Origin of the sequence: Lacticaseibacillus styriensis (assembly GCF_030770295.1) — a bacterium.
Classification (GTDB): domain Bacteria; phylum Bacillota; class Bacilli; order Lactobacillales; family Lactobacillaceae; genus Lacticaseibacillus; species Lacticaseibacillus casei.
The window spans coordinates 1,139,494-1,154,186 of the sequence record NZ_CP132483.1 but is presented as its reverse complement, the minus strand read 5'-3'; the positions used below and the strand labels follow the sequence as shown (position 1 = coordinate 1,154,186).

Genomic DNA, 14,693 nt, shown 5'->3' with positions numbered 1-14,693 from the left:
TTTGTTTACCTCTTTCATTTTGTGAGTAATTTGTTGTACATCTCTGGGTCTTTTCGTTGCAATTCGCTGCGCTCTACCAAAGTCATATCCTTGAGGCTCTTCGTCTTGCGGTTGGAGGACGGGTCCAATGGTGTACTGCCTTTCAGCAGTTCTTGACGGACGCGCTCTGCTACGGCTTGGTCGTGCGCAATGAGCCACTTAACATTGGTCTCGGTTGATTCTGCCTCAGGCGTTACAACATGCTTCAAATCGTCCTCTGTGACAGATAGCTTGGCATCTTCGAACATTGAACGAGCTTGTTTTCCCATTTGGTAGCTTGCGAGCTGTGATTTGAGCTCATCTCGTTCTTTTTGAGCCTTTTGAAGCTCATAATCCTTCTTCTGGTCAGCATTCATCTTGGCCAGCTTTGCAGCCTCGTCAACAGCAGCTTGCTTCTCCTTCTCGGCACGAGCAAGACGCTTTTTAACAATATCGTTGACCTGTTCATCGGTGTAGACGTGCTTACCATCAGGATCAGGGTCAGCCGGTTCTCCTTGCTTCTTTCCTTCAGGAGGATCTACTGGATCACCATCTTTTGGCTTAGGCGGATCGACTGGATCTTTCGGATCGCCTTGAGGATTATCTTCAGCGAAAAATTGCAAATTCATAGGCATTAAAATCTTGGGAATCATGTTAAGAACTCCTTCCACAGCTTTTTAGACGGATCAGGCTTGCGTCTTAATTTACCGGAGCTTTTATAGTCGATCACGCTTGGACTTGATGGCATAAAAATAGCCGCTAGCTGCGGCTTAGAAATTATTCAGCTTCATCACTCGGTGCATAAGCCGCAATGGAGCATCGGCAATTTGGGTGGACGGGAATATCCGGCACATCATCAACCCTGTATATGCCTTCACCAGTTCTGCCACCTTCTGAAATCTCCTTGCACACATCACACGCGCTTGGCTCAGCCACCCATTTGCAGTACTGATAGTCAAATTTGTGGAAACTATCTAATTGCGCCTGTGTTTGAATTCGAGCTGACTCAGTACGTGCAATTCGTTCTGTCACATAACGGTGATTGTTCACCGTTTCTGCCACTTGACCGCGTAGCTTGCGAGCAATCTTTAGCGGACTCTGTCCTTGAATGGTGGCGGATGTCAGCAGTTCATCCAGTTCAGCCTTTAGAATGTCTTGGTTGATCCAGATGCGCTGTGAGAAGGTGTAATCGCCCTCTCGTTTGGAGAGCAACTTGGCTAAATCAGTGTAGCCGCCCATAGATACCGTCTCTCCAAGTATTCCGGCTTGCCGTTTGATCTCGGATTGATAATCCTTGCTCAGCTTGGAAACAAGATCAGCGTTCACTTTCATGTGTGCATCAAGCATTTCTTGACCAATCTCACTCTTGAGCATTTCTAAACGGTTAATACGCATGGTAGCGTTGTATAGCTTGAGACGATCATTGACATCCTTGCTAAAGTCGGAATATTTGAGCGGTTCACCGTTGTACATCTTTCTAGCATCATCAACGATCCGCTTGGCTTCGACTTGATAAGCTTTAATATCGGTGGCCATCACTGCTTGACGCGCACCGGCCATACTGTCGTTGCTATATGCGGCATACTTGGCAAACTCTGAATTAATATCCTTTTGAATGTTGGTTAAAGCTTTGTCAAAATATTCCTGAATTCGGACATTGAACGCCTCGTCATTCTTAAGGTTCTCGACAATCCATTTCCGTTCAGCGGCCGTTCGCTTATTCCAGTAGGCAGAATTACTCGCTATCTGTTGTTGAGTCGTTGTTGTCATCATTGCCACCACCATTCAGCAATTTCTGGAAGTCCGGGCTTGACGGACTGTTAGCAGCAGCGTCTTTTGCTTTCTGGGCGGTCTCATCAGCGATGCGTTTCATTTCGGCCTTGGGATCATCGACAAATGATAAGGTGCTAAGCATAGTCTGATCTGATACGAGGCCTTTTAGTTTAGAAGCCGCGTCCGCTTCGTCGGTAATGTTCTCCGGAAGATTTCGCGTGAATGCGAAGTTAAGCTTTTGCCAGTCATCAGATTTACTTTCTGGAAGGATTGTCCCAACACTGAATGCGATCTTGTAAAGCTCCCGGAGTGACTGAGTAAACTTACGGTCCTGATTGGCCGCTAGATTGCGCATTGGTAGCAATTTGTATTGCAATGCAACGCCAGAACTATTGCCGCTGAATGCTTCATCGTTCAAGTTTGCAACCATGCTGATCTGATAGATCATGCTGATGAGGCGATCAATGAGGTGCTCTTGAATGGCATCGCCATCAGGTTTGGTCAGAAATTCAGCTACGCCTTGAGCAGAATCGGCGTCTGGAGCATAGATAATCTGGTTGCCATTAAGATCGAGTTTGGGGTTGCCGTCATCGTCCTCATCGAGTTTCAGGCCTTTGAGAACCAAGTACGCATTGTCAAAATACTCATTCTGGTTTGCCTTTTGGCTTAGCACCTTGTCTAGTGCATCAATTAGCGTCTCAACGTTCTCAAAGATGCCTTGACGCTCAGTGTTCATGAAGAACTCAACTGCTGGTACTTCGTTAAATGGATTAAATCCGTCTGTTCCTTCGAGGCGTGTCATATCAAGAGCGTATATTCCGTCTTTCAGATACACCTTGCCGGTTAAATTGTTGTCTTCATCATGCCAATACATGACAAATGCAATGGATTTGTGTGCTACCGTGTCATCATAGATGATGAATGAATTGATAGGTGAACTGTATGCAATACACGTATTGCTGTTCTCGTCTTGGTACAAAAAAGCAAGCGCCCTTCCGTAAATGGATGCTTGCTTGCTGATTTCGCTTAATTTGTCCTGAACGCTATTCGTGTCGTTCCACTCTTGCAACACAACGTTGTCCTGTGTGTTATCGAGCGTGATCTTAGGTGGAATGCCAATGTAAAACCCATTGTAGGTATCCACGATATAGTGAGCCAAGTTGCCAACAAGACGGTTGTCTGGCCCGTGGTCTTTGGCATTTTCATGAAGAATCTTATGCTTGCCAAGATACATCTTTTTAGCAGGTAGATATTTTCTGCGAGCTAGTTCATCATTTGTGCTAATGAAATTAGTGATATCGTCCCCAGTAATAGCTGTATCTACTGGAAAAATGAACACATCACCATCTGTAATTGAGCCTTTACCTTGAACTGTTAATATGATGGCCACCTCCTTAGAAGTATTTGCTTGTGTTCTTGAATGCTCGTGCCTTGTTGGCCTGGCTAAGTTTCAACTGTCCGGCATTGTCCATTACCATATATTTGAAAGCATCGACCGTGTGATCGTGCTCTTTGATTACGTGTGGATCGTCAGACTGTGCGGTCTTTTCATCCCACTGGTATTGCTGATGTTCTGAGATGAATATCTTGTTGTCGTCATTTTCCAAGTAGAACACACGTCCTTGAGCAAGCAAGTTAGACACGAAGTCAATCATGTCCGCTTCCTTGCCCTTGACAATGCCATGCCAGCGAATGCCGAACTCTTTAACAAACTCGTTTCTCAGCGCACCTTCAGCAGAATCAATCGTGTATTTAAGCACGGGATGATTATATTTTGACCTTACCTTATCAATGAACGACTTTATCTCTGGCACAAGGTCACTTGGTGCCTTCTTCACGCTCTGATTAGCTGGAGAATAGTAATAGGTGTCTAGCACGATCAGGTTGTTCTTGGCCGTAACAGCGGCCGCCACGCACGTGGTTGCGCTATTAATATGGCCAGCATCTATTGAGAAGACAAGACGCCTAATTGGATCGTTGCTTGGCACCTCATCCAGCCTATGAAACAAATGCATGTTGTAGACGTTGGTTCCTAATCCAATCACATCGCCAAGATAAAGCCAACGGTAGTAGTCATAATCGTTGGCTTTATACTTTTCGATCAGTCTAAGCTGCTGTTCGTCAGTGAATCCAAGATCATCATCGAGATAAGTTGATTTGTCGATGAAGAAATCGTTGTCTCCTCTAACACTATCAATCCACTCATTAATCCAGTCATATGGATTCTTTGGTGGGTTATACGTGTAGAAGACTTGAACCTGATCAACCCATGGTGATTTCTGTCGAATGAAGGTTGGATTAGTTTGGTCAAACACTTCAGCAGATTTGAAGTTGGCTGCTTCTTCATACCACACAGCAATCACGTTACGAACGGTGTTAGACTTCAGCTTTTCAGGCTTGTCACCGCCATAGAAGTAGAATGTGCTACCAGTTCCACGATGCGTTATGCGCATAGGCGATACGTTGAACACAAACTCGTCTGTCATTTTGAGCATGTCAATTGCCCAACCGATTTGGCTGTATACAGTATCACGCAAGTTAACCGTGTTCTCTCGAATGACGATGATGTTTGCTTTATGGCCTTCTTGCGCTTGCCTTTTAAGCATCATGACAAGCTTCAGACTAACTGTCGATGATTTAAATGAGCCACGACCGCCGTTAAGTATCAAATATGGTGCCCTTGAATGCCAAAACGGATAGAAATGTGGTTGCACCATCTTGCTTAACTTAATCATCTTCTGGGACGTCATCGACAATCACCGTCCTGTCTTGCGAATCCGCATCAGTAATCAATTTAGCCTTAGCTTCCATGATGTCAGCCTCAGCTTTAGACTTGCGAACATCGGCCTTAGTTTTCTCAATATCAGTAATAATCTTCGTTAGCTGAGCATTGAGCAGCTCATCATTACCAGGGTAACGCTTTAACAATTCGCGTCCTGCTGCCATGCGGTCTTTGATACTTGGATCGTTTTCAACAGCATCTGCACCGTCTGGAGTACTAACTATAATTGTCTCTTTTGCCTCTCCACGAAGTACTGTGGTGAAGTATTGAAGCACCTCAGCAGCCTTGGCAATCTTGTCAGACTCGATGCGTTTCATGCGCTCATCGATGGCAGCTTTAATGTTAGGTTTTGTTAGGTTTTCTGCGCCAACAAATCTAGCCGTTCTTTTGCTGTATCCTGCTTCTAGTGCCGCTTTGGTAGCATTGCTATCAGCAATATAAGAATCAACGAACTTCTTCTGTTTTGCTGTCAGTCGCATTACATATCACCACACCTCCCGCGCTTTTTCTTGTCTTCCTTAGCTTTCTTCTTTTGGCGCTCTTCTCTTGACAACTTCTCGATGATGTATTTTTCTGTTCCGCAGACGTAGCCGTAGTCTACTCTTCCCATACGCTTAGTTGAGCTCATAAGTACACCTCAATCGTGTGTCGTCATAAACGAACGCATACAGCAAATGCTTGCCCGTGGTGAAGCCATTCTTAATCTCATAGGGATCATTTGGCTTTGCAGTTCCAAGCTGACGCCACATAATGCCACGATCATCTTTAAACCTCTCGCTATGATAGTGGCCTGAGTGAAGTTCGTATGTTTTTGCCATATTGAATATCTTTTTGTACTCAAATGGAAAAAGCCCTGTCAGCTTGTCCTTGGCTACATCTCCGTGGGCGAGCATAATGCCAACATGCCCTAGCAAGTATGCACAGCGCCAGTCGGTTGCCGGATTACTGTCATTGAGATCAACGTGTACTTGTGGATAGCGATCTATCAGCGCATAAAGAAAAGCGTATTCGAGATCACCTGAATGGTTACCGAACACGCTCTTGATTGAGACGCGATTGCTATATTCAATTGCCAGCGGAATAATCTGATCAAACAACTTCACAGCATCATGGAATGCCTGACGCATGTTTGCGTGATCTAATTGTGTTCCTCTAACCGTTTGTGTTGCATGAATCTGATCACTATGGAATAGATCTCCCAATTGCTCGATTACAATCTCGTTGTAGCCGTCCATGATGATCTCTCTGAGTTGACTCACCATGTCTTTTAGATCGGCGAATGTTGTCCAGCCAAAGTGCAGGTCAGGCAATGGAATTACTAGGTTGCGATCGCCCGATTTCTTCATGCCGTAATTGACCGGAATGATTTTGTCGTTGAACGCTTCAGCCATTTCACTTATCGATAAGCCTTGTTTCGGCTTTACGCGAATATGAATGCTGTACTGCGAAACTGTGCCGTCTTCGGTACTATGCTGCTCATACACTTTGTAGTCGCCTAATACCATCTCGAACTTATCAGGATCGTATCCACACAACTCCATCAAAGTTCGTGGGTCTTTATTTGGCTCATGCTTGAGTCTCATTAAGGCAGTGACTGTTTGGCTACCATCAGCATTAAGAGCGACTTTTCTGTCAGCGGATGGCGTCTCCCTATTTGTGCCGTCTGAATCGTATTCATTCTTTAGTGGTTTTTGGAACTCGATGCCAAGCCGTCTTGCTTTTCCTTGAAGCGCATCGTAGCTAATTCCTAGCTTGTCTGCCGTCTCGCGTCTGGTAAAGCCTTCAGAGGCGAGCTTCCTAATGTCACCGATCTGTTTATCTGTCCATTGCATCTACTCGCCTCCTGAAATATAATAATTGTGAGCCACATGCAATCATGTGCTGCTCTTTTCATTTTTATTCCTCAGGCTCTCGGACTCGTCCCCGAGAGCTTTTTTATGTGCCTATTATAAGTATTGTGTTACAATGACTTAGTGAGTTCATTCTCACACTTCAAAAGTGATTGGCCTTCGTTTTCCCAGAGCGAGGGCTTTTTTGTTGCACAAAAATAGCACCTCACCGTTTGGCGGAGTGCTCGGGTAAATAAAAAGACGCCGAAGCGTCTTCTACGGATTTCCTCGTTGCTCTCACGGCATTGTTCAGAATACGTGTTACGGTCTTTAGCTTTTTCATCATGATTGCGTCGTATTGGCACTGAGTGTACAAGCCGGGAGAAACTCCAAAATGAAGGACCTTTAGGGCATCCATTTTGCTATTACGTTAATAGAACGACACTGCATTTCTGGGCACTGCTCTTGGTATGTTTGCGCCTGTTGCTTATCTGCGCACAACAATAGGTTATCAAAAATGGTGTGACTTTTTTGTTTCTGCAAAACGTTTATCCACCTTCCACATAATTGTGGCTGACCCTACATCCGAAAGAAAACTAACAGCTAAGTCGCTAGTCAATCTGCCTGACGTATACTGAACGGTATCCTGAACCCACTTATAGTATCTGTGATATAGTCCTGGGCCAGCATGAAGAAAATCGTTTCTAGACAAATTGTATTCGTGATATTCGCTGTCAAGACTTTTCCTTAGCTCACGAACATCTGTCAGGTCTTCGCGCGTTAATGGTCGATTTCTCTTCATTAGTTCACTCGCACGCCGGTTATAAGCGTCAATCCTATCTGACAGTTCTTCGATCGTTGGCTCGCTCTTCCTAAAGTTAATCGGTTTCATTTCAATCACCTCAAAAAAATAGTACTCCAGCATGAGCTGGAATACTACATTGAGGTGAGTGTAGACGGCAGGGCTTGAACCTGCACCCACGCAATTATAAGTTGCGCGCTCTACCGATTGAGCTACATCTACGTAAGCGAGCAGACGGAGTTGCACCGCCCGTTTCAGCGTTGCTTAACCGGTTTCAATGCCTTCCCTTGTCTGCTGATCGCATAATTGATGGCCGAGACCTAAACTAGCGCCATCATGAGCACGTCTGCTGCGCGTTCCAGTATTTGCCGTTTGTATCGACAATGCAACTGGCAGGAGTCGAACCTACCCGCCGGAACGTCTTCCGGGTTCCCACTAGCCGGAGCTTCAGTTGCTGCTCGCTCGCCCATTGTCAGATGGGGTCATCGCAAGCTGTGCCCGGTCGCTAAACTGGACAATGTGGCATGCGGGAATCGAACCCGCCTGACTATCACCGTCAGTCCTAATTGCCACGCCTTGCCACAGCTTTATCATCACCATGGCTCGGAGGAAAAATGCGGTGCTTTAGGATCGCTCCCTTGGCACAATACAATCATATGGGATTCCTTTTTTAGTTCGCCACTCATTTATCAATCAATTAGTCCTCAAATAGTCCTCATTCATCGATCATTTATTGCTCACTACTTTTTCTGGGTGTGACGCCAAAGTACCAGGCCGCTGCTAACAACGCATTTTTCTTTCTGCGTGTGTAGGTTGCTGCAGATATATCGAGAATATTCATTGCATCACCGTCTGGCGTATCTGTTTCGGGCCCATCGCAATAGCGCACCCTTAATAAACGCTGATGTGATTGTTTCGGCATTGATGCAATACAATTGTCGCACCAGTCACAGAACTTACGTGCCGATTCTTGTCTCTCCAAACGCTGCTGTGCATACAGCGGACGCTGAACAGTGCTGGCAGAAGTTCCGTCTCCCCATGCACTAGTGATCTTTGGATTGACTGGCGCCTTTATGAATCCACGCTCTGCTCGGTATTTATTCAGGATATTTTCGACTGCTTCCCGATCCTTTTCATCGCTAATTGATAAAAGCTCCATCACAAGCGCCACTCCTTATGGTATAATTAAATTTGTAAAAGTTTGGGGAAACGGCGTGCCGTAATGGTGCGCTTTTTTTGATGCTTTTAAATGTACTTTCAACATGTGCGTTTGCTATACTGATTAAGGAGGCAGCCTCTATTGTGGCGAAATTCATTACTTACATCTCTTAGCTTAATCTGCCTCCGGCGCGTCCTTCATCAGACGCGCTTTTTGTTTACCTGAACTGGAAGGCAGCAAGCCATTGTTCAATCGTTGCAGCGGCCACATTGAAGACTGGATAAAGTGCTTTTGCAAGTCCGTCCATTTTGTGCTCATATTTTCTGCGTTCATACATGAGCTGTTCCTTGCGCGCTCGCATGACTGCTCGATGTCTATCATTCATTTCATTGCCGCTCCTCCCTGATTGAATCCGCATAGGAATTATAGTTTACTGATGCTTTCATTTTTCTTCCTCCAATTTCACGATTTCTTCCATGGTGCTTACCCATTCAACAGCGATTATTTCAACGAACTCTGCGGGTGATTCTTTCCACATACGCCTGAATGCTGGTAGGTCTTTTTCAGCAATTAGACCGTTCTCATCAATCTCTTCGGCTTCGCACTCTTCTTCTAAGCTTTGTATCAGCGTACCCAGACTTGTATATCCGTCCATATTGTCAGGCAAAATGTAGCCTTTTAGCGCCGTTTCCATAGTTGAACCATACTCAAAAGAATCAAAAGGGTTCATTTTTCGTCCTCCTGTTTGATTGGCACAAGCTTGTAGTCGCGTCCATCAAGCATGACGCCCACGACCTTGCCAGTCTCTTTGCTGATGTAGATGTCATCGAACGTGTTGTCTCCAGTTTTCATTGCTCGGCCTCCTCACAGCCACATAGCAGCGCAGTAAGCACAACGGCCACCATCGCACTATCAAGCGACATATGTTTAAACCCTTTTCTCGTCATTTGTGTGCCTCCTCAATCGATTTCTTCGACTTCAACTCTCGGGTTAGCTTTGTCAATAAAGAACCGATCTCGCAGTTCTACAATGTGATCCCAGTTGTCGTTTTCTAAAAATTCAGCCTTTTGCATGCCGTCGAAGATAAACTTGTGCTGAAACGCGATGTTGTCCGGGTCTGTTCGCTTGTCATACCAGTACCAGTCGAAACTTAGAGGTTTTCCCCATTGAAATTTCACGCCCTGATTCATCGCTTTTCTCACAGCCAACATTACCGTTTCCGTTGCTTGTTTCTTGACTTTTGCTCCGCCAAACATATTGCCTCGTTCAACCTTGATGTACTGGTTAAGAGTCATGAGGGGCAATGGGATAATGATCCTGTTCACGCTGGCTTCACGTCCTTCAGATAGTATTGACGTTGCTTGCCATCAACCATCTCAACCGTTGTGATTAGCTCTTTGGGTGCCTTGCCATCAAAAGCAACTGGCTTGTTGATGTCTTGACGTTCACCTCTGGCGTTGTATCGCTCGATTCTGATGATTCGTGCCACACCGCCAAGATCACGCACGCCCATGAATACTCGATCAGGAACCATAACCAGATCACCGACCATCATTTTTGTTTTAATTGCTTGCATTTGAAGATTCCTCCTGTAGTTTCTTGTATTATTCATCGCTAAATGTCTAACGACTAACAATCTCTTCATGGCCGTTGTTGCGGCGCGGTAACTTGATCTCAAACTCACTTGCCACTCGCTTCACGAACGTTGTTGACTTCCCAATCCGTTTTGCAACCTCTGTTAGTGTTTTGCTCTTGCTTGCCGCCTCAGAAACTTGTACTGCATACTTCTTATGGTTAGCTTCCCCGCGTTTATTTACAGCCTTGATGCTGCTGATCAGTGCGACTGAAGGCATATCTCGATTATCAACACCGGCTACCGCACGTTTCTCGACAATCGCTTTCTTTGATACAACGATCAGGTTATTGAACGCTTGCTTTTCGATTTTTGAGAATGCTTCGCTTTCAGAAATATCTAGCTTAACTGCGTTTTTGTATCGCTTTTGCAATTCAGCTTTGAAGTCGCGCCACACTTTGTCGCCCTGCTCGTATAAACGCACTGTTACTTGTGTCATAATTCTGCCTCCTGCTTAATTAATGGCGTTTCTGAAAAGTCCAGTGTTGCGAAGTGCTTAGCTAGTTTAATTAACTTAAGCAAGTTGCCCGAAACTTCGCCGTTAGCATATATGCTATCTGACGCTTCATGAATCATGCGTGTATTTGCCTGAACAATGCTCTCAACAAGCACGACGATGTCTTGCCACTGTGCTTCAGTAACGTTTAGGAAACCACTGTCATAATCGCGTTCGATGTCCGCTACTGTTTGATTCATGGCCGTTTCGTAGGCCCGCAAACGTTCATCCAAGCGTTGCAAATATCTATTCGTCATTTCTTCGACTCTCACTTTTGTTTTCCCCTTACGTCTTTCAAATCTTCAAAGTTGAGTGTGCAGTCTTTTGATTTTGGAATGAGGCGGCTAATGAGTTTGCTGTTGTACATGTGCTCAAGCTCACTCAGCTCGTTGTTCGTTGTGATGATTGTTGATAGACGAGGACTGTTGCTCTCAAAATCAAGGCGGGCATTTGCAACGCGATACATCAGCTCTTGCATGTCACGTCTCACTGGCTTGATGTCGAGTTTCATACCGCCTTCTGTGCCGAAGTCGTCCAACAACAGCACGCCAGCCTCTTTCATTGCCCGCTCAATGCCTGCTAAACGCAGGCGAACGTCTGGTGCATCGTATTGAAAGCCCATCAGGTTACTCAGCTCTGCTGTTGAAATAAACAGTCCCGACTGGCCTTGATCGCGCAATCTGGTTAGCATTGCTAAGGCCAAGGACGTTTTACCCGTCCCACGCGGTCCAAACAGAACCACGTTCTTAGGCACTTCCGCCATTTGCTTGGTCAGCTTGTATGCACGATTCCCCAGATTCCTAGAGTTTTGCTGATCCGTTTGTAGTTCAGGCTGCCATTTTTCGAACGTAAACTTAGCCGGAACGTTTCCGGGGAAGACTGAGTAGCGATAAATGGCACGTGCCTTTTTACGGTTCAATGCGGCCATAGAGCGTTCGTAGAAGCGGTGTTCGATCTCGGCCTGAGTTGGCAGCGTATTAACGTCAATTCCACGCTTCTCAATGATTCTTTGCACGTCCGCATGTGTGAATAGTCCTTTAGTCGACTCCATATCCCCAGTTCTCCTTTTTCGGTTCGGTGTGCGGCGTTCGGTTTGACTGGCGTTCACTATCGTTTGCTTCGACAGCAGCAGCCGTGAGAAGACGCTTGCTCTCCCAGTTTTTCAAGATGCCGTTGACGTACTTGTAGTTTCTAACATTGCTTTCAACTGCAGTCCTTAGCGCCTTTAGAACTAGCTTCTCAGGTTCAGGTGATCCTGCTTTTCGCATGTCATCAACCCAATCAACAAGGCTTTCTCTGGTGAACGGTGATAGTTGTCCAAACCCATTGCCTTCCCAGAAATTGCAAATATCAAGAATTGATGATGACGACGATGACGGTTCTTCAGTAGGCCTCTCTGCTGCCTTTACTGGAGCAGTAGTCTGTTGTCGTTTAGTTTTGTCTAGTTTAGTCTCGTCTTGTTTAGTGTATGTGCTACTGTGTTGCCTACTAGGTTGTAAACTACCTTGTAAACTGTGTTGCCTACTAGGTTGCCTACTGTGTTGCCTACTATTTGACACACTGTCATCAGCTTGACTACTAGGTTGCCTACTATCTGACGTACTAAGTTTTCGTGAAATATCGATGACTGAGTAGGTCGTTGCCTTAACACCGTTAGTTTGAAAATCTATCAGCCCTGACTGCTTTAGCGCGTTGCGGGCTTTGACGATGCCCTGACGGCTTAAACCAGTCAACGTTTCAAGTGTTCGATTCGGCATATTGAATTCGCTTGGCCAGCCTAGCTGGTTACATTGGTAAACCAGCCCATGCCATAATGCTATCTGTCCTGTGCTTAGCGGATTAACGCTTTGCTGAATGTAGAACTCTCGAATTAGCTTGAATAAATCCATGCGGTGAGTCACCTCCTACTCGACTAGCTCATCCATGCTGATAATTGTGGCGACTCGTTTAGTTGCCTTGCAGTAATCACAGGCCTCACAGCGATGTGGCCGCACCTGACCGGATTTAACCGCCTCAATGCGTTCTGTGCTGTCCTGGATCTCTTCCAGTGCCTCGTCCATACGGTACTGTGGCACTTCGATGACGGCATGGTCGGGTACATCTTCCTTGGTCACGGCAATGATGAATGCTCGTGGTCGCCTTCCGTAATTTTGGTAAATCAGCTCCTGATAAACCGCCATCTGAAGCTGATAGTTATAGGCATCAACGAAACTGGTTGGCTGACGTTCTCCTGGTTTCCAATACTTCTTGTGAAGCGACTGTGTGGTCTTCAGATCCAAAAAGAATGACTTTGTGGAGTCGAAGCAGTCCAGCTTGCCCATCCACTCGACCCCAAACAGATCACCGGTAAGGATCTCTTCTTTTTCACCCTGATAAAGTCGTTGAACATTCTCATCAGCTTCAAGCGTGGCAATCATCGCATCAGCTTGTTTATACGGGGCTTTCAGTTGTCCTTTTGATGATCCACGAGTTGAGAACATCTCTGGGTGTCCTTTGATAAAAGACTCATGAGCTTGCTTGGATTCGAAATAGCTGTGTAGATAGTTTCCAACCAGCAAGGCAGTCGGATCACCTCTTGGCGTCCATTTACCTTGCAACTCGGCCATCGCTTCTGCTTCGCATGTCAGAAATTTCTTAAACCAGGTAGCAGACTGATATTTGAAACTGGTATCCAGCGAGTAATAATTATCCTTGTTGACCGTCAAAGATTTCTGGTTGTTTTCCTGCATTTGGGTCGTGGGTAATGTCTGGCTTAAGAGCATCTGGCTTCACCTCCGATTTTGTAGCGGGTTCAGTGGGAGCATTAAGTACACTTTCAATCGAATTGGGGTCGTCTTCCGGAGTGACATCCTTGATTTCTGTATCTACTTCAACTGGTTTCTCATCAGCGGTAACGGCACTCTGCATGTCGGTTGTCATTGGGCCCCACTTAGTCAGCAACGATTTGATTACCGTCTTCAGGGCCATAGCCTCGTAGTTATCTTTCCAAACGCCCTTGGGCTCCGTACCACCACCGGATTTGCTGAAACGCTTGCGGTGATCATCGACTTGCTGATATGTCCAATAGACCATCTTTTCAAAACCGTTAGTCAGTTTGAACGATGCGGCATAGCCAACCGGTTTTTCGCTTGCTTCGCGATCGTGGAAGTTCGGCGTGTACTCAAGTTCCTCTGTTAATGGGTTCCAGCTCTTGAACTCATCTTCATAAATTGGTAAAGCAGTCAGGCGCTGATACCGTCCTGATCGTTGAGCTAATTGGATATAGCCTTTATAACCAATCTGTGGCTGCGCCTGGTTCTTGTATGGAACGATGTAGACAAAACCCAAGCTCGGGTTAACCGGAAGATCGAGCGTTGCTGCTACCATGGCCGAGTTGATAACACTTAGCTGATCAACTCTGGCTAAGCTTGGATTAAGGCTTACCGCGCTGGCAATCGATGAAAGAAACTGTGGGGCCCGTTTGTCCAGAACCGCCGCAAACTTGTTTCGAATAGCCTGTGTCTCAATTAGTTGCTTAACCGGCATTTTTGTTAGGTCATATTGTGTCGTCATATGCTGCTCCTCCTATTTCCATTCCTGAAATCCTTGATTCTTCATGAAATCGATAATGTCTAAGCTGTCATCGCCGAAGAAAATCTCAACCAGTTCTGTTTTCGGATACGTAGAACTAGCAGCGTCTTTTAAGAATCGCTCAGGGCCGTGAATGTTGATCCAATCTTTCAAGTATTCCTTCGCCTTGTCTTTGTTAAAGGCGCCTTCATAACGCGATGTAGCACAGCTTTGATAGAACCAAGGCTTCTTTGTATCAACTTCATACTCATCGGCGGTGGCCAAAAACTCCTCCGCTTGTTCGATATCCATATCTTTGGGCAGGACGGTACCGTGATAGGACTCCCAATCGGCAATGGCTTTATCTTCAAGCGCTTCTCGTCGTTGATACTCGTTCAGAACCGCTGTGTTGTAATCAAGCATGGTCATCAACCGCCTTCCGTGATAAAATTAAGTCATAATAATATCTGCTCAGTTTCTGATTTCCCGTAGTAGGAGCTACGGGATTTTTTTGTGCTCTTTTTATCGTGTCCATTGTTTCCAACCTCCTACTGCTGTGGCACCGATCATGATGCCAGCCAGAGCTACAAGAAGATATTTCCAAAAGGCTGATGATGGGTCGAACAGCACCGACATGATTGCTTCTAGCATT

20 protein-coding genes and 2 tRNA genes are annotated in these 14,693 nt (G+C 45.7%); all 22 read right to left on the bottom strand.

Translation table 11 applies throughout. The features are described from left to right. Window positions 1–14: 14 nt before the first annotated feature. Window positions 15–671, bottom strand: a complete 657-nt coding sequence (locus tag LACSTY_RS05570) for a DUF4355 domain-containing protein (protein ID WP_087911969.1) — start codon at window positions 669–671, stop codon at window positions 15–17. Between the two features lie 124 nt (window positions 672–795). After that, window positions 796–1,788, bottom strand: a complete 993-nt coding sequence (locus tag LACSTY_RS05565; protein WP_087911968.1) for a minor capsid protein — start codon at window positions 1,786–1,788, stop codon at window positions 796–798. Beyond that, window positions 1,754–3,181 carry a phage portal protein gene (locus LACSTY_RS05560; protein ID WP_019892308.1) on the bottom strand — a complete coding sequence of 476 codons (1,428 nt, stop codon included), beginning with the start codon at window positions 3,179–3,181 and terminating at the stop codon, window positions 1,754–1,756. The genes LACSTY_RS05565 and LACSTY_RS05560 overlap by 35 nt, the downstream gene beginning before the upstream one ends. Window positions 3,182–3,185: 4 nt before the next feature. Then, window positions 3,186–4,541, bottom strand: a complete 1,356-nt coding sequence (locus LACSTY_RS05555) for a PBSX family phage terminase large subunit (RefSeq protein ID WP_019892310.1) — start codon at window positions 4,539–4,541, stop codon at window positions 3,186–3,188. After that, entirely contained in the window at window positions 4,519–5,052 is a 534-nt protein-coding gene (locus LACSTY_RS05550) for a terminase small subunit (RefSeq protein WP_019892312.1), read from the bottom strand. The genes LACSTY_RS05555 and LACSTY_RS05550 overlap by 23 nt, the downstream gene beginning before the upstream one ends. Window positions 5,053–5,187: 135 nt before the next feature. Beyond that, window positions 5,188–6,405: a hypothetical protein gene (locus tag LACSTY_RS05545; RefSeq protein WP_306390987.1), complete on the bottom strand. Its 1,218-nt coding sequence runs from the start codon at window positions 6,403–6,405 to the stop codon at window positions 5,188–5,190. 948 nt (window positions 6,406–7,353) lie between these two features. After that, window positions 7,354–7,426: transfer RNA gene (locus LACSTY_RS05540), tRNA-Ile, on the bottom strand. Window positions 7,427–7,588: 162 nt separating this feature from the next. Continuing rightward, window positions 7,589–7,659, bottom strand: a tRNA-OTHER gene (locus LACSTY_RS05535). A gap of 275 nt (window positions 7,660–7,934) precedes the next feature. Continuing rightward, window positions 7,935–8,363, bottom strand: a complete 429-nt coding sequence (locus LACSTY_RS05530; protein WP_087911966.1) for an ArpU family phage packaging/lysis transcriptional regulator — start codon at window positions 8,361–8,363, stop codon at window positions 7,935–7,937. A gap of 217 nt (window positions 8,364–8,580) precedes the next feature. After that, window positions 8,581–8,748, bottom strand: coding sequence for a hypothetical protein (locus tag LACSTY_RS05525; protein WP_161492242.1), 168 nt, complete (start codon window positions 8,746–8,748; stop codon window positions 8,581–8,583). 57 nt (window positions 8,749–8,805) lie between these two features. Then, the gene (locus tag LACSTY_RS05520; RefSeq protein WP_087911964.1) at window positions 8,806–9,093 is read right to left on the bottom strand and encodes a hypothetical protein; all 288 of its coding nucleotides are present in this window, start codon (window positions 9,091–9,093) and stop codon (window positions 8,806–8,808) included. Next, window positions 9,090–9,215, bottom strand: coding sequence for a hypothetical protein (locus LACSTY_RS05515; protein WP_257789392.1), 126 nt, complete (start codon window positions 9,213–9,215; stop codon window positions 9,090–9,092). Before LACSTY_RS05515 ends, LACSTY_RS05520 begins: the two co-directional genes overlap by 4 nt. A 107-nt stretch (window positions 9,216–9,322) precedes the next feature. Beyond that, window positions 9,323–9,688 carry a RusA family crossover junction endodeoxyribonuclease gene (locus tag LACSTY_RS05510; protein ID WP_003607027.1) on the bottom strand — a complete coding sequence of 122 codons (366 nt, stop codon included), beginning with the start codon at window positions 9,686–9,688 and terminating at the stop codon, window positions 9,323–9,325. After that, window positions 9,685–9,939, bottom strand: a complete 255-nt coding sequence (locus LACSTY_RS05505; RefSeq protein ID WP_012491444.1) for a hypothetical protein — start codon at window positions 9,937–9,939, stop codon at window positions 9,685–9,687. The genes LACSTY_RS05510 and LACSTY_RS05505 overlap by 4 nt, the downstream gene beginning before the upstream one ends. Before the next feature lie 46 nt (window positions 9,940–9,985). After that, a complete protein-coding gene (locus tag LACSTY_RS05500) occupies window positions 9,986–10,435 on the bottom strand; it encodes a hypothetical protein (RefSeq protein ID WP_087911963.1) in 450 nt (149 codons plus the stop codon). Next, on the bottom strand, window positions 10,432–10,764 hold the full coding sequence (locus LACSTY_RS05495) for a hypothetical protein (protein ID WP_087911962.1): 333 nt from the start codon (window positions 10,762–10,764) through the stop codon (window positions 10,432–10,434). Before LACSTY_RS05495 ends, LACSTY_RS05500 begins: the two co-directional genes overlap by 4 nt. After that, entirely contained in the window at window positions 10,761–11,543 is a 783-nt protein-coding gene (locus LACSTY_RS05490) for an ATP-binding protein (RefSeq protein WP_019892357.1), read from the bottom strand. The genes LACSTY_RS05495 and LACSTY_RS05490 overlap by 4 nt, the downstream gene beginning before the upstream one ends. Then, window positions 11,530–12,381 carry a DnaD domain protein gene (locus LACSTY_RS05485; RefSeq protein ID WP_087911961.1) on the bottom strand — a complete coding sequence of 284 codons (852 nt, stop codon included), beginning with the start codon at window positions 12,379–12,381 and terminating at the stop codon, window positions 11,530–11,532. Before LACSTY_RS05485 ends, LACSTY_RS05490 begins: the two co-directional genes overlap by 14 nt. A gap of 15 nt (window positions 12,382–12,396) precedes the next feature. After that, window positions 12,397–13,197, bottom strand: coding sequence for a 5'-3' exonuclease (locus LACSTY_RS05480; protein ID WP_087911960.1), 801 nt, complete (start codon window positions 13,195–13,197; stop codon window positions 12,397–12,399). Then, the gene (locus tag LACSTY_RS05475) at window positions 13,178–14,044 is read right to left on the bottom strand and encodes a recombinase RecT (RefSeq protein WP_072672149.1); all 867 of its coding nucleotides are present in this window, start codon (window positions 14,042–14,044) and stop codon (window positions 13,178–13,180) included. The genes LACSTY_RS05480 and LACSTY_RS05475 overlap by 20 nt, the downstream gene beginning before the upstream one ends. A gap of 12 nt (window positions 14,045–14,056) precedes the next feature. Beyond that, window positions 14,057–14,464, bottom strand: a complete 408-nt coding sequence (locus LACSTY_RS05470; protein WP_087913243.1) for a host nuclease inhibitor — start codon at window positions 14,462–14,464, stop codon at window positions 14,057–14,059. Window positions 14,465–14,563: 99 nt separating this feature from the next. Next, window positions 14,564–14,692: a hypothetical protein gene (locus tag LACSTY_RS05465; RefSeq protein ID WP_003581996.1), complete on the bottom strand. Its 129-nt coding sequence runs from the start codon at window positions 14,690–14,692 to the stop codon at window positions 14,564–14,566. Window position 14,693 lies beyond the last annotated feature (1 nt).

Excerpts from the sequence above, each read along its gene's own strand:
- LACSTY_RS05515 (WP_257789392.1), bottom strand. The coding sequence starts at position 9,215 with ATGAAAACTGGAGACAACACGTTCGATGACATCTACATCAGCAAAGAG.
- LACSTY_RS05545 (WP_306390987.1), bottom strand. The coding sequence starts at position 6,405 with ATGCAATGGACAGATAAACAGATCGGTGACATTAGGAAGCTCGCCTCT.
- LACSTY_RS05470 (WP_087913243.1), bottom strand. The coding sequence starts at position 14,464 with ATGCTTGATTACAACACAGCGGTTCTGAACGAGTATCAACGACGAGAA.
- LACSTY_RS05550 (WP_019892312.1), bottom strand. The coding sequence starts at position 5,052 with ATGCGACTGACAGCAAAACAGAAGAAGTTCGTTGATTCTTATATTGCT.
- LACSTY_RS05565 (WP_087911968.1), bottom strand. The coding sequence starts at position 1,788 with ATGACAACAACGACTCAACAACAGATAGCGAGTAATTCTGCCTACTGG.
- LACSTY_RS05520 (WP_087911964.1), bottom strand. The coding sequence starts at position 9,093 with ATGAACCCTTTTGATTCTTTTGAGTATGGTTCAACTATGGAAACGGCG.
- LACSTY_RS05505 (WP_012491444.1), bottom strand. The coding sequence starts at position 9,939 with ATGCAAGCAATTAAAACAAAAATGATGGTCGGTGATCTGGTTATGGTT.
- LACSTY_RS05465 (WP_003581996.1), bottom strand. The coding sequence starts at position 14,692 with ATGCTAGAAGCAATCATGTCGGTGCTGTTCGACCCATCATCAGCCTTT.
- LACSTY_RS05490 (WP_019892357.1), bottom strand. The coding sequence starts at position 11,543 with ATGGAGTCGACTAAAGGACTATTCACACATGCGGACGTGCAAAGAATC.
- LACSTY_RS05570 (WP_087911969.1), bottom strand. The coding sequence starts at position 671 with ATGATTCCCAAGATTTTAATGCCTATGAATTTGCAATTTTTCGCTGAA.
- LACSTY_RS05530 (WP_087911966.1), bottom strand. The coding sequence starts at position 8,363 with ATGGAGCTTTTATCAATTAGCGATGAAAAGGATCGGGAAGCAGTCGAA.
- LACSTY_RS05475 (WP_072672149.1), bottom strand. The coding sequence starts at position 14,044 with ATGACGACACAATATGACCTAACAAAAATGCCGGTTAAGCAACTAATT.
- LACSTY_RS05555 (WP_019892310.1), bottom strand. The coding sequence starts at position 4,541 with ATGACGTCCCAGAAGATGATTAAGTTAAGCAAGATGGTGCAACCACAT.
- LACSTY_RS05485 (WP_087911961.1), bottom strand. The coding sequence starts at position 12,381 with ATGGATTTATTCAAGCTAATTCGAGAGTTCTACATTCAGCAAAGCGTT.
- LACSTY_RS05525 (WP_161492242.1), bottom strand. The coding sequence starts at position 8,748 with ATGAATGATAGACATCGAGCAGTCATGCGAGCGCGCAAGGAACAGCTC.
- LACSTY_RS05500 (WP_087911963.1), bottom strand. The coding sequence starts at position 10,435 with ATGACACAAGTAACAGTGCGTTTATACGAGCAGGGCGACAAAGTGTGG.